The 14537-nt window shown below is 60.4% G+C and carries 7 protein-coding genes; 5 read left to right on the top strand and 2 right to left on the bottom strand.

What is annotated here, in order from left to right; genetic code table 11:
* The coding region (locus AC6FTP_RS07245) for an NUDIX domain-containing protein (protein WP_497206241.1) at positions 1–367 on the top strand (367 nt) is incomplete at its 5' end.
* Here the strand turns inward: AC6FTP_RS07245 and AC6FTP_RS07250 are convergent.
* Both AC6FTP_RS07250 and AC6FTP_RS07255 read right to left on the bottom strand, forming a co-directional pair.
* Entirely contained in the window at positions 354–7442 is a 7089-nt protein-coding gene (locus tag AC6FTP_RS07250; RefSeq protein ID WP_497206242.1) for a beta strand repeat-containing protein, read from the bottom strand. The two genes, AC6FTP_RS07245 and AC6FTP_RS07250, sit on opposite strands and share 14 nt — an antisense overlap.
* Positions 7443–7522: 80 nt before the next feature.
* The gene (locus AC6FTP_RS07255) at positions 7523–8887 is read right to left on the bottom strand and encodes a DUF1552 domain-containing protein (RefSeq protein WP_497206243.1); all 1365 of its coding nucleotides are present in this window, start codon (positions 8885–8887) and stop codon (positions 7523–7525) included.
* A gap of 184 nt (positions 8888–9071) precedes the next feature.
* Between AC6FTP_RS07255 and AC6FTP_RS07260 the strand changes: the two genes are divergently transcribed.
* The 4 genes from AC6FTP_RS07260 to AC6FTP_RS07275 all read left to right on the top strand — a co-directional run bounded on the left by AC6FTP_RS07260 (position 9072) and on the right by AC6FTP_RS07275 (position 14520).
* Positions 9072–10208 (top strand): c-type cytochrome domain-containing protein, encoded by a 1137-nt coding sequence (locus AC6FTP_RS07260; protein ID WP_497206244.1) that lies wholly within the window; start codon positions 9072–9074, stop codon positions 10206–10208.
* Positions 10209–10294: 86 nt separating this feature from the next.
* Complete coding sequence (locus AC6FTP_RS07265; RefSeq protein WP_497206245.1) at positions 10295–12313, top strand: c-type cytochrome domain-containing protein; 2019 nt, start codon at positions 10295–10297, stop codon at positions 12311–12313.
* Between the two features lie 180 nt (positions 12314–12493).
* The gene (locus AC6FTP_RS07270; protein ID WP_497206246.1) at positions 12494–13156 is read left to right on the top strand and encodes a hypothetical protein; all 663 of its coding nucleotides are present in this window, start codon (positions 12494–12496) and stop codon (positions 13154–13156) included.
* 59 nt (positions 13157–13215) lie between these two features.
* Positions 13216–14520 (top strand): cytochrome c biogenesis ResB family protein, encoded by a 1305-nt coding sequence (locus AC6FTP_RS07275; protein ID WP_497206247.1) that lies wholly within the window; start codon positions 13216–13218, stop codon positions 14518–14520.
* Positions 14521–14537 lie beyond the last annotated feature (17 nt).

A 14537-nucleotide genomic window follows, 5' to 3' on the forward strand; every position in this document is an offset into this window, starting at 1 on the left:
GCTCGTCGGGCAATGGCGCTACTGCCATGAAAGCTACGAGTGGGAGATTCCCGAAGGCGGCTGCCCGCCGGGAGAAGACCCTGCTGAGTGTGCCCGCCGCGAACTGATGGAGGAGACCGGTATCCGGGCAACGATCATCGAGCCGCTGCTCTCGGGCCTTCAGCTCTCAAACTCGACGACGAACGAGGTCTGCGACCTCTTCGTGGCACGGGGGCTGACGATGGGTGAGTCGGCCCCGGAGGAGACGGAGAAGCTGAATGTGTTGCGACTGCCTTTGAGGGAAGCGATTGCGATGGCGATGGATGGGCGGATCAAGGACAGCCCGAGTGTGCTGGCGCTGCTGAGGCTGGCGGTCACGGACGCGTGACCCGGAGTCGCATGAAGCGCTGGGCACCTATGTTCATCGGGGTGCTATCACGGACAACGAGGGTCGTGCTGCTGCTGGATTCGATGACGATGCCGGAAGAGGTCCAGGCGGCTGGATTGGCTAGGTCGTTGGTGATTTCGACAATGTAGGTGAGGTCTGTCGCCAAAGGATTTTTGGTGATGGTGAATCGGAGATGTCGGTCGCTGGCCTGGGGCACGACGTCGAGCGCCATGTTGGCTGCGGAGGGATTCGAACTGTTGGGTGATAGCCCCAGGGCGTATTCGAGCAGGTTGGGGATGCCATCGAGATCCGTGTCGGCGGTTTCAGCCGAGTCCCCGGTCTGGCTGACAGAGCCGAAGTTCTGCTGCCACCATGTCTGGCTGGGGGTGCCGGTGACGGTGACGACAAAGGATGTTGTGACTGTGGTGCCTGAATCCTGGGCTCCGAGGGTGATGATGGCACTGCCAACTTTGTCCGTCGCTGGAGTGACCGTTACCGTGCGGTAGATGCCGGTGCCGCTGATGTTGATACTGCTCAGGGGCACCAGGGCAAGGTTGGAGGACTGCTTGGTGATCGTCAGAGCTGTGATTGGCGTTTCCAGATCATCCATGCTGAAAAGCTGGGAAGAGGTGGAGCTGTTGAGAGGGATGGTTTGATCGCTCAAAGCGGTGATCGACGGGAGGTCATTGCTGCTCGTCACGTTTAGAACAAAGCTGTCCGAGGCCGTGAGGATGCCATCACTCACGGTGAGGGTGATGGTCGCCGAGCCGAACTGATTGCTCATCGGGGTGATTGTGACCGTCCGACTGGCACCGCTGCCTGCCAGTACGACGGCGGCATTGGGAACGAGAGCTTGATTGGAGGAACTGATGCCGACGGGCAGTGCGCTGGCCGAAGTCTCGGCATCGCCCACAGTGAATGCAATGGCACTTGTGGCGCTGTCTTCGCTGATTTCGAGGTCGGCGACATTGCTGATCGTCGGCGCTGTGTTTGGCAGGCTGGTGCCGGGTGCGGTGAAGTTGATGCCCGGAGCCGTGGAAACCATGACGGTAGCGGGAATGGCCACGCGTGAGATGCCAGGGCCGGACCAGGCGACGGAGACATGATCTCCACCGCCACCTTCTTGCTGCTGGGCCTCGATCCAATACACTTTGCCGGCAATGAGCGGGATGGTGGCAGATCTCTGGGCGCTGCTCTGATCCCAGGACTGGTAGTTCGTCCAGCCATTCACGGAGGCGATCAGGACTTTGTTTGCCTGATAGCCATCGGTGCTCAGATAGAGGCGGCAATCATCATCGCCCGCGATCCAGAAGGTGTAGTCACCCGTCGTCTGCGGCTTTAGGTAGGAAGTAAGACGGCGTGAGTAGTTGTCGCCAACTCCCTGGGCACTCGTGAGCATGGTGCGTGTGCCGGTGAAGCTGGGCGTGCCAGTCCAGGACTCATTCCAAAAGGCGGTGGTGCCGCTCCAGCGCTGCTCGACCACGGCCTGAGCACCGGGATTGCAGATGACATTGATCACGCCATCGCCAGAGGCACCGAGATCATCTGTGGCGCGGACGATGAGCTGAATGCCACCGGGATTCGGCAACGAGGCTGGCAGCACCAGTCTGAGCTGACCGCTAGCATTGATGGCAAAGATGCTGCTCGCATTACCGCTGACGATGGACCAACCAGTGATGGTGCGTCCCGGCTGCTCTGTCGCCGTGGCTGTGGTGAGCACGGTGTTGGCCGCCTGACTGGAGGCGGCGGTGATGAACAAGGTATCCACAACCGGCAGGCCTGGGTCGATCAGGGCGATGGTATGAGCCGAGGGATTCGAGAGCGAGGCACCGACGGGGTTCGAGATCGCCACGATGATGCTTTCTGGCAGCTCATTCACGGCGTCTGTGATCAGCGAGAGCGGAATGGCTTTCATCTGCTCGCCTGCAGCAAAGGTCAAAGTACCGGGAGTGAGCGTGTAGTCACTGCCTGCGGTGGCGGTGCCTGAGGTGGAGTAATCAACCGTGATGGGCGTGCTGCCCGCAGGACGGTCGAGGATGACCTGGAGAAGAGGCTCCGTGCCATCGGTCTCCAAACGTGTCGTGTTTGAGGTAGCCAGACGGACGGTGCGAGGTGCCGTGTCCGCCACTGGAGATGTGATGGGGGTTCTGGCAAAGCCAGGGCCCTGCCAGGCCACTGAGACGTGATCCCCGCCGCCACCTTCCTGATGCTGGACTTCCATGTAGTAGGACTGACCCGCGACGAGGGTGATATTGGCCGACTTTTGTGAGGCATTGGCATCCCAATTCTGGAAGCCTGTCCAGCCGCTCAGCGTGGCAATCTGAACCTTGTTGGCAGCATTTGCGGTCGTGCTCAAAAAGAGCCGCGATGAGTCATCCGAGGCGATCCAGAAGTTGTAAACGCCGGAGGTCGGCGCGGTGATCTGCCCGGTGATGCGGCGTGAAAAGTTGTCCGCCACATCCTGAGGTGAGGTGAAGCCCGTCAGGAAGGAGGTGGAGGATGGCGTGACGGTGTTCCAGGTGTTGTTCGTGTAAACCGTGCCTGTATTCCAGCGCTCCTCCGTGACCAGAACCGGGGTGGCATCGTCAAAGATGGTGACGGAATTTTGACTGCGACCGCTGGTCAAAGTGGCATTGAAGGGGCTGAACAATTGCAGAAGCGCGAGCTCACCACTTTCCATGACGGCGTCGTTTTTGACGCGAATGCGGATGTTCTGCGTCGTCATCCCCGGTAGGAAGGTGAGCATGCCGCTAAGGATCGGCCGGTTGCCATTGGCGGCATCGACAAAGGCCCAGTCCACGTCGTCACCCGATGCACTGCCTCCGGCTGAATGGTAACGCACGGTGATCGTGTTCGGAGAGGCGGCTGACAAGACGACGGGGATGTCCCGATACTCGCCGAGGGCTCCGGGCTGCTCGCTTGTGACGAGGGAGGATTGCTGGAAGCCGACCGTGATGGCCGGGGATTCATTGTCCGTGATCTCAAAGGTCGCCGAAGCGGGGCGATCTGCGCCATAGCCAGTCCCGGGCAGCACGGTGAGTGTCACGGTTTCGGTGCCTTCAGCGGCGGTGTCATTGATGGGGGTCATCACCAAATTGACGCCCGACTGAGTGTCTGGAATGACGACGTTGCCGCTGAGTGTGGCGTAGTCGCTGCCATTGGTGGCCGTGCCGGAGATGGCATAATTAACGGTGAGATCGCCCGCCGTGAGCGTGCGTGAGAAGTAGAAGGTGCCGCTCGTCGGTGTGGCCTCGCCGGGTGCATGATTGTAAGTGGAGACCGAGACACGATCCGCACCGCTGTCATTGTCCTGGATCACCATCTCGGCGCTGGCGTCATTGTAGGCGCGGTAGTTGGCGGAGGGTGTGATGGTGACGACGACGGTTTCGGTGGCCTCGGCAAGGGTGTCATTGCTCAGCGGGATGGTGACGGTGGTATCGTTGGAGCCATTCGCCGGGACGCTGACGCTGCCTGACAAGGCCGTGTAGTCGCTGCCTGATGTCGCCGTGCCGCTGACGGTATAGTTCACGGTGATGTTGCCTGTGCCATTGCCGATGGAGCGGAACACGAAGGTCGGATTTGTGCCACCTTCCGTGCCAACATTGCCAGAGCGGACATTGATGAGCGGTGTGTCGGCATTGTCCGTGATGTTCACCGTGCCCTGGAAGACACTGCCGATATTGTAGCCGTTATTGAAGTTGGCGATGGCGAGTGTCATGGACTCGACGGGCTCGGCGACGTCGTCGTCATAAGGAGAAATGACCACAGGAGCGCTGGTGGCACCGGCAGGGATGGTGACCTCTCCGTTGAGTGCGGCATAGTCCGTGCCGTGCATCGCACTTCCAGATAGGCCATAATAGACCTTCAACGCAGCAGCCGTGCTTCCGGTGCGGGTCAGGAGGAAAAGGCCGCCATTGGCCGAACCCTCGGCTGCGCTGGAATCAGGCACGCTGACGCTGACATAGGGCGTGTCATCATCGGTGATCGTCACGGTGGCGGTCGTCGCCGAGGTATCGCGGATGTAGGCCGCGTTGGTGTTTATCGTGGCGATGACGTCCTCGGGCGTTTCGATCAAAGAATCGTCAATGGACGTTACCGGCAATGTGAGTGAACTTTGCCCCGCTGGGATCGTCACGGTGGTGGGCAGCGTGCTGTAGTCGGTGCCGTTCGTGGCCGCGCCGGTCCATGCGATGGACAGATTGAGGTCTGCATCCGTGCTGCCAACGCGAGTGAAAAGGAAACTGCCCGTATCGCCGCTTGGCGCTTCCAGCGCATAGGGATCAGGAGCCGTGACTCTGACCTGCGGCAGCGTGGTGTCATTGTCCACCACGGTCATGACGACCGCGCTGGCCGTTTGGGCAAAGTAGCCCGTGGCACCGGCGAGCTGCATCGTGATGGTCTCCGGGCCTTCTGCCGTCGTGTCCTGCACGCCGCTGGAGTTCACCGCAGCCACACTGATATCGAGTGAACTCGCCCCTGCGGGAATCGTGAAGGCGCGGAAGGAGCCCGAGGTGACAAAATCCGGCGTGAAGGTGTAGTCCGTGCCCTTCGCCGCCGTGCCGCCGACGGGTGAAACCAGCACGGTCAGGCTGGCATCGGTGCTGCCTGTGCGTGTGAGTCTGAAGGTGCCATTGGCTCCGCCTTCATTGGCATCGGCGATTTTTGCGAGGGTCACAAAGGTGGCCGAAGCAGCCGTCCAGTTGGCCGTGTTGGTGCCCGCCACCACGGTGAACGGATTGGTGAAGCCGGGAGTGAACGAGTATCCCGCCAGTGTCGCCGTGAGGGTTTGAGCGCCAGTCGAGATACCGGCCAGCGAGTAGCTGCCATCGGCATTTGTGTAGCTGGCTTTGCCACCGCCGGAAACATACACGCCCTGCAAAGGCTGCCCGTCCACGGTGATGCTGCCGCTGATGGTTTGCCTGCCGTGGCTGCCGACATTGATCACGATGGATCGCCTCACCACACCGCCTTTCATGTCGGAGACCGTGAGCATGGCATTGACCTGGGCGGCGGCGGTGAAGGTGCGGGTAAATTCAGCGCTGTTTGTGCCGGAGGTGCCGTCATCAAAGAGCCAGTGATAGGCCAAAGCATCTCCATCAGCATCCGACGCCGTGGCCGTGAAAGTCACACTTCCACCCACAGCGATCGTGGTAGCACTGGCCGCGAGTGTGGCGGTCGGTGCCGCATTGCCTGGAAACGGTCCGCGATTGTAAGCGATGTCGAGTGAGGGCGGGTTGGTGTTGTTTTGACTGAGCACCGTGAAGTGCATGTCGCCTTCATGATCGGAGAAAGTGCGCCCGATGGCGATGCCGCCATCATCTTTGCCATTCAGGCTGCCTTGAGTCGTATCGAGCAGATGCCCGGCGTTTGAACCCATGCCGCTGTAAATCACGAGCGCGTTGTTCGCGAGGAAGCCGCCGCGAGCCGGGTGATACTCGATGTTGTACTGCCGCACGCTGTCCTTGGCGACATTCAGGCCGTAGCGCTTGCCCTCCTCCAGCGTCGGCTGGTCGTAGGCAAAGATGCGATACACGCCATTGCCTTTGGCGAGGTGCATGTAGCTGTCCGGCAGCCAGGCGAGAGCGCGTTTGCTGATGATGTTGTAGTGCGCACTGAAGCCGCCACTGCCGCCCATGACATCGAAGGGATTGCCATACTCGCCATTCTGTCCGTAGCCGTAGGGTGTGCCGTCCAAAGAGTCCCAGGAGTTGGCGTGATTGCGTCCGAGCGAGTGCCCGATCTCGTGATTGAGCACGTCCATGCCATTCCAGGTGATCCACACGCTGGTGCCGCCGCCCCAGGAGATGCCTTCCAACCGTGGCCCCTGGTTCACACGCACGATGATGCAGTCATACTGGCTCGGGTCATAACCCGCCGATCTGGCTGCCGCGCGTGAGTCGTTGTGAACGAGCCCAAGACCATCCACCTCCGCATCCTTGGCTTTATACCAGGCCACGGTGCGTGGCAGGGTAAGGACCGGAGTGACGGTGGTAGTTTGCGTGAGCTTACCGTATGAGTTTTCCAGATAAAAACGGGCGTTGTCGCGCATGTCCGCATAAGCCTGCTCCTCCGTGTTTGGCTGGGCCATTTGGTCAGGATAAGTAACTCGGATGTAAAGGCAGCGCAGGTTGCCAATGGCACGCGATGAGGTGCCGGGGAAGTTATCCATGAAGAAGCCTCCACCGCCGGGACCGCTGGACTGGATGTAGGTGCGGAAGTCATCCTCCAGCACGCTGACATGGGCACCATTGCAGAGCGTGATGATGCGGCTGCCGATCTCCACCGTGGGAGACACTTCCGTGACCGTTTGACCTTCCGAGACAGCCTCGGTCGTCAGGCCGGACACGGGGCAGGTCTCCTCCACCAAAGTGCCGCTGGGGATTCGCTCGCCCGTTTCCAGCCGACGGACGGCATTTTCAGCCACCGCCATGTCTCGGTCGATGGAGATGCCACGCAGCGGCACCCCCTTTTTCGACATCACTTCCGTGAGTTCCCCAAAAACATGCGCTTTGTAGCTCACGCCATCCGCTTCGAAGTAGCGCAAAGTCAGGCCTTCCGGCGGCACCGGCACGCCTGGGGCAGGTCGGCCGAGATAGACATTGTAGTCCCCCTTGGACGACACCGGCTTTTCGAGCTGAGCCACGACTTTTTCAGGCAAGTCCTGCCTCACGACACGCGGCACCGCCTGCTCCAAAGCACTGCGTGGGTCCATCTGAATCAGTTGTTTAAACCAGGGCCGTCTCGCCGTGGCGAGTTTTACGCCTTCTTCCTCCAAAGCATCACGCTGGGCTGGGTTGGCCGCCAGATAACGCTCGGTCCACGAGGTAAATTCTGCCAAGACCTTCTCCCGATCCGCAGCCTGTAGGTTTTCGGGCAGTGGCGTGACGGTTGCTGCCACGGAACCTGCCGAAACAGGCACGGTGGGGGCGGATGGCACGGCTTCCACCTTCTCAGCCTGGGAGATCGCCGTCTGAGGGGATGGATTCGTTGGGTTCGAAGCCCCACCGAGAGCCCAAAATAGGATCACGACGACGGCGAAAAAGAGGCTGACTAGGAAGGCACGTCTCAGGGGCATTTCTAGAAATTACAAGAAACGACCTAATGTGGCGAGTTCCATTTCGCCAAAGCTTCAAAATATTGCAGACGAGAGGTGGATCAGCCCACCTCGAGCACGCCGGTGCTGTCTCCGACTTTCTCGGCACGCACGCCCATGCGGTCGAGCATGGAGAGGTAGAGATTCGTCATCGGGGTTTCGCCGGGAAGGACGACGCGCTTGCCCGGGGTCCAAGTGCCACCGGCTTTGCCAGCGACGAGGATGGGCAGGTTGTCGTGGTTGTGACGGTCGGGGTCGCCGATGCCTCCGCCCCAGACGATCATGCTGTTGTCGAGGACGTTGCCTTCGCCTTCCTGGATACCTTTGAGTTTGTCGAGGAAGTAACCGAACTGGCGGAGGTAAAAGCGGTCGATCTTGCCGAGCTTGGCGAGTTTGGTCGGGTCTTTCTGGTGGTGGGAGATGCCGTGGTGCGCATCTGGAACGCCGATGTCGGGGAAGCTGCGGTTGCTGCCATCGTGGGCGAGCATGAAGGTGGCGAGGCGGGTGCTATCGGTCTGGAAGGCGAGGGCGAGCAGGTCAAACATCACGCGGATGTGTTGCTCGTAGTTGTCCGGCACGCCTTCGGGCACGGTCATGTCCTTCGGAAGCTGGGCGGTGAATTTCTCAGCGCGCTCGATGCGCATCTCGATGTCGCGCACGGACTCGAAATATTCGTCGATCTTGCGTTTGTCATTGCCGCTGACCTTGCCCTGGAGGGTTTTGGCCTCCGAGAGGACGGTATCGAGGATGCTTTTTTGCAGGCGCTGACGGCGGGCACCATCGGCCCCACGGGCACCGGAGGCACCGAAGCCAAAGAGGCGCTCGAAGACGAGTCGGGGGTCCATCTCGGGAGCCATGGGCATGGTCTCGTTCTTCCAGGCGAGATTGAACTGGTAGGCGCACGAGTAGCCGCTGTCGCATCGGCCCGCGCTGCGTTGGCCGTCGGTGCTGAGTTCCAGGGATGGCAGGCGGGTGAGATGGCCGATCTTTTGAGCGGCGATCTGGTCCACGGAGACGCCGAGCTGAATGTCTGCCCCGGCGGTCTTCTTTGGCATGCAACCGGTGAGGAAGGTGGCGGTGGCGCGGGCGTGGTCGCCGCCGCCATTGCCATGGGAGCGGGCGAAGTCCTGGGCGAGGCCGGAGACGACCATGAATTCATTGCGGTGCTTCTCCAGTTCTTTCAAAGAGGTGCTGAGTTCATAGCTCGCGCCTTCGCCAGTGGGGAACCACTCGTTCACGTTCACGCCATTCGGCACATACAGCCAAGCCGCGCGGAGCGGGGCCTTTTTCACAGGAGCCGCTGCGGCAAAGGCACGGCTGCCGAAGGATTCCAGAAAGGGCAGGCTCATCACCGTGCCGAGTCCGCGCAGCACTTGGCGGCGGCTCAACTGGTGCGAGGCAGAGGCGGTCTCGTGAAAGGGGTTCATAGGGGGGTAAATGGCATACGTTTAGCACGAAGCACGCCTTTCCTGTTTTTGCCTGTAAGGTCTGCTGTGTTCTTTGGTCACAAGAATGGACATCTGATTCGCATGATCCGACATGGTTTCCTTTGATGGATTGCCTTTCCAACATGCGTTGGTAACTCTGGCGATTCACAACCCTGTTCCCTACATGTCCGCTTCATCCCCCCAATACGACGCGCCCAAATCCTACACTCTCATCTGGGTGCTCACTCTCCTGCTCATCGTTGGGTTTGTGATAGGTCTGCTGATTTTCCCGCCGCTCTATGAGGCCCCCAAATCGGATGCTTCGAGCAGTGTGCTCTTCGTCGGGCGCTTCCACCCGATCCTACTGCATCTGCCGGTCGGTGCCCTTGGGTTGCTCTGCCTGATGGAACTCATCTGCTTCACCCGTCGGGGGGAGGAAAGCTTCGGTGCCGGGGCTTTGCTCACCCTTCTGGTCGGCTCGGCGGGCTCGGTGATGGCGGTGCTGGCGGGTATCATGCTTTCCCGTGAGGGCGGGTATCAGGGCGGGAACTTCACCCTGCATCAGACCTTGGCGCTCCTGGGCACCGCTGGCGTGCTGCTGGCGCTCGTGATCCGCATCTATGCAATGGGGCATGACAATCGTGAACTCATGCACGCCTACCGCGCCGTCTTCTTTGGCAGCTTCGGTCTTATGGGGCTCGGTGCCCACTTCGGCGGAAACATGAGCCATGGAAGTAAGTTCCTCACCGAGCACGCACCGGAGCCGATGAAGTCCCAGATGATCGCCATGGAAAAGTGGATGCTCAGCTTTGTCGAGAAGCCGAAGGCTGAGGTTCCAGCTCCAGCGCCTGAAGCGCCAACGCCAACACCCGCACCTGTTCAGCCCACGCCGGCACCGGTCGCCGTCGCTCCAACTCCGAGCCCGACGCCTGTTACTCCCCCGACTCCAGCTACCTCGGCAGGCAATGACAAGCTCGTCTTCCAGCATGTGATCCTCCCCATTTTCGAAGCCAAGTGCAACAAGTGCCACGGTGAGGAAAAGCAGAAGGGCGAGCTGCGGCTCGACACCTTCGAACTCACCATGAAGGGCGGAGAAAACGGCGACAACATCGTGGCCGGCAAGCCCGCCGACAGCCTGACCATGCAGCGGATCGACCTCCCCGCCGATGACGATGAGCACATGCCGCCCGATGGCAAAGACCAGCTCACGCCTGCCGAAACTGCCGCCATTCGTTACTGGATTCAGTCCGGTGCCAGTGCCACGCAGAAGGTGTCCGAGGCGCAATTTCCGCCTGAGGCAAAAGAAGCTGTCAAACTTTGATCCTGCCGTGCCTTGGCAAGGGATGACGTGTTCGATGCGTTACCTTGGCCGCTTTCCATTTCAGTTAAAACGCCCCCAAACCACCCATGAAGAAAACTCTGCTGCTTCCGGCCCTCCTCGCCCTGAGTCTGCACGCTGCCGACCAGCCTGCTGCTGATCCCGCCCTCAAGGCCGCTCTCGACAAGGTCAACGCCACCGGTGCCTCGCTCATGCCCATCGCTGCCGATGGCAAGACCTACCGCTTCACCGCGCTGAATGTCGCCAAAGAGTTCAACGATGCCGGGCTCGCCCCGCTGGCACCCATCGCAGACAAGGTTGTCTCGCTCGATCTGGCCCGCACGAAGGTTACGGATGCTGGATTGGCCGCTGTGGCCGCGATGAAAAACCTCACCGAACTGCACCTCGAAGGTACCGCCGTTAGCGACGCCGGACTCGACCACCTGAAAGGCCTCGCCGCCCTCGAATACCTGAATCTCTACAACACCAAAGTCACCGACGCCGGACTCACCAAGATCGCTGGCCTCGCCAAACTGAAGTCGCTCTACCTTTGGCAGAGTGGCGTGACCAAGGCAGGCGTGGCCGCTTTGAAAGCCAAGCTTCCGAAGACTCACATCAACAACGGATGGACCGCCGAAGATGATGCCAAGCCCGTGGCCGTCGTCGCTGCTGCACCTGCTGCCGCAGCACCTGCCAAACCCGCAGATGCTGCTGCCAAGCCAGCCGCTGCACCAGTTGCCGCAGCGCCAGCCGCCGGTGGCAAACTCGACCCCGCCATCGCTGCGAAGGCCATCGTGTATCAGGACATCATCGCCCCGATCATGCAGGCTAAGTGCGTCGCCTGCCACGGTGAGGAAAAGAAGAAGGGCAAGCTCCAGCTCCACACCTTTGCCGTCATCATGAAAGGCGGCGGCGATGGCAACAACACCGTCATTCCAAAGAACTCGAAGGACAGTCTCATGCTCACCCGAGCCAATCTGCCCACCGACGACGATGAGCACATGCCGCCGAGCGATGAACCGCAGCTCACGAAGGAAGAAGTGGCCCTCCTGAAATGGTGGATCGATACCGGCGCCTCCGAAAAAGACACTGTCGCTGCTGCCAAGCCCACACCCGAAGTCGAAGGCGCCCTCGCTGCCCTCCTTGCCAAAGGTTTGCCGAAAGCCAGCGCCGCCGTCGCCAAGGTCGAGAAGCCCAAACCAGCACCACTGACCGATGCCGAGAAGAAGCAGGTCGCCGAAATCTCGGCGAAGATGCAGGCTCTCAATGCCAGTCTCATGCCGCTCGCTCAAGACACCGAGCAGCTCCGCCTGAGCGTCATCAATGCCGCCGACAAGTTCGGTGACAAAGAACTCGCCCTGATCGAGCCCATCGCCGCTCACGTCGTCTGGGTCGATCTCGCCCGCAGCCAGGTCACCGATGCAGGCGTCGCCACCCTTGCAAAGCTCGCGAACCTCGAGCGCCTCCACCTCGAAAACACCAAGGTCACCGACGCAGGCATCGCCAAACTCGGCGCGTTGGCCAAGCTCGAATACCTCAACCTCTACGGCACCAAAACAACCGATGCTGGCATCAGCAAACTCAGCTCTGCCAAAGGCCTGAAGAAGCTCTTCGCTTGGCAGACTGGCGTTACGAAAGCTGGAGCCACTGCCCTCGAAGGTCAGATCCCCGGATTGAAAGTGAACGTTGGCCTAAGTGAAGCCGAAATCGCCGCCCTCACCGCTCCACCGCCAGCGCCTCCGGCTCCTCCACCAGCTCCCGCCAAGCCAGACGCTGCAAAGAAAGCCGATCCCAAAGCCGCTCCTGCAGCCAAAGGCAGTGACGTCATCAAGACGGCTATGAAAACCCACTTCAAACCCGACGACGCTCTTTGCAAAAAAGTCGCCGCTGGAACCGCCAGCGATGCCGACCTGGCTACCATGCTGAAAATCTGCCAGGACATCTGCGCCGCCACCCCACCGAAAGGTGACAAAGCCGCCTGGGTCGCCAAATGCCAGGCACTCGTCGGTGCTGTGAAGAAGATCCAGGCCAAGGACGCCACCGGAGTCGCCGCCTTCAAAACGGCCTCGAACTGCAAAGCCTGCCATACCGATCACAAGGGCTCGTAATCCACCCGCTCCTGCAAGCCTCAACAAATCATCTGGAGGCCGACAATGCGTCGGCCTCTTCCTTTTAAGAGCGATCGATTGTCGCCATTTCACATCTCTGCATCGCCGCCTCTCGTATCTCCGTGGTATTCACCAAGGTTGCTGCTAATCATCCCACCCCTCACGCGTTCCCCTCACACGATGAAATTCCTCCAGCCATGCAACGCGTTGCTCGCTTGCAGCCTCTTGTCCGTCTCCTGTGATCGTTTGGACGAGCGCGAACCCATCACGGAATCCCGTGAGCTCTCCAGCTACGCTCGCAAGCCAAACGTCGGTATCGACAGTGCCACACGCTTTTTCGATGACGCCGAGCCTGCGGAAGACCCGAATGCCCCGCGTGAGCATCCCCTCGTCTGGAAATCCCCCGAAGGCTGGACCGAGAAGCCCACGAGCCAGATGCGCCTTATTGACTTCACCTTCGGCCCGAATGGCGAAGGCGAGTGCTATCTCTCCGCCCTGCCCGGCCCCGCAGGCGGCCTCGCGGCAAACATCAATCGCTGGCGTGGGCAGATCGGTGCAGCGCCACTGACCGATGAAGAGATCGAAAAGCTGCCACGCAAAAACTTCCTCGGTGGTCCCGCGCATTTCGTCAGTGTCGATGGCGATTTCAAAGGCATGGGCGATGCCGCTGATGCCAAAAAAGACTACCGCCTCTACGGCCTCATCCATCAAGCCGCCGAGCTTACCCTCTTCATCAAGATGACCGGCCCAAAAGCTCTCGTGGAGCAAAACACCGCCGCCTTTGAATCCTTCTGTGCCTCCGTGGATTTCCGCAAACGCAGCCAGGAAGCACCTCAGCAATAACATTCAGGCTACGGCATTCCTTCGTCATTCGGATTTAGTCATTCGCCATTTTCTCCACCGTGTCTTTCCTCTCCCGCATCTTCTCCTTCCTCGCCAGCTTCGGGCTCGCGACCGTCGTGCTCACGCTTCTGCTGGTGCTCACGTTTCTCGGCACACTTGAGCAGGCCGAGTTCGGTCTCGTCGCCAGTCAGGCACGCTACTTCGAGTCTGTCTTCGTCGATCGTATCGACATCGGCGCGTGCTGGCGTGCGCTCGCACTGGATGTGTATTGGAACATCGGCAACGTCGTCCTGCCCACGCCCATCCTGCCCGGCGGTTATTCGCTCATGGCCATCTTGTTCGTGAACATGTTCTGCGGCGGCATCATCCGCATCCGCAAGGCCCCGCGCACCGTCGGCATCGTCATCTCCCACTTCGCCATCCTCTTCATGATCGCCTCGGGTGCAGTGACCTATCACTTCGCCAAAGAAGGCATGCTGAACCTCACCGAAGGACAAACACACGATGAATTCCAGAGCTTCCACGAGCGCGTGATCGAGATCGAAAAAGTGCAGCCCGAGGGCCAGAAGCGCACGGCTCTCGTCATCGACCAGCGCCTCTTCACCGATCTCTCGAACAGCAGCGATCACGGCAAAGCGCGAACCTTCACGCACGACAGCCTGCCCTTTGATCTCACCATCACGAACTGGAAACAACACGCCGAACCCAAGCGCGACAAAGTCGGCGACCGTGGCGATGCCGTGGACGGCTTCTTCATCCAGGAACTCTCGAAGATTGATCCGAAGAACGGACAACTCCTCGCCGATGAAGCACTCTCGCAGGCTTGCATCGCCGTCGTGAAGGACAAAAAGGGCGGGCCTGAGCAACGCGGCATCCTTTGGGAATACGCCGCCGCGCCGTGGACCGTCACCGTCGGCACCGACAAGTATCTCATCAACATCGGCCGCCGCAGTTACAAGCTGCCCTTCGCCATTCGCCTCGACCATACCGAGCAGGAAAAGCACCCCGGCACTGAACGCGCGCGCCGCTTCGCCAGCAAGGTCACGAAGCTCCACGGCACCCGCGAGGAAAAGCGCGAGGTCACCATGAACGAGCCCGTGCGTGGTGAAGGCTATGCCATCTTCCAGAGCACCTTCGATGATGGCTCCCGCAGCCAGAGCAAAGTCAAAAGTTCCGGCTTCCAGGTTGTGGAAAATCCCTCCGACCACTGGCCGCTCATCTCCTGCATCATCGTCGCCATCGGCCTGCTCATTCATTTCGTCATGATGCTCTCACGCGCCATGAAGTGGAACCCCTGGATCGCCGTCACCGCCTCCCTCGTCATCACTGCCGGTGGCTTCATCGTCGCGTATTGGAAACTGTAAGCCCTGAACCGCCCGCA

Source organism: Prosthecobacter sp. (genome assembly GCF_044378005.1).
In the GTDB taxonomy this organism is placed as follows: Bacteria; Verrucomicrobiota; Verrucomicrobiia; order Verrucomicrobiales; family Verrucomicrobiaceae; genus Prosthecobacter.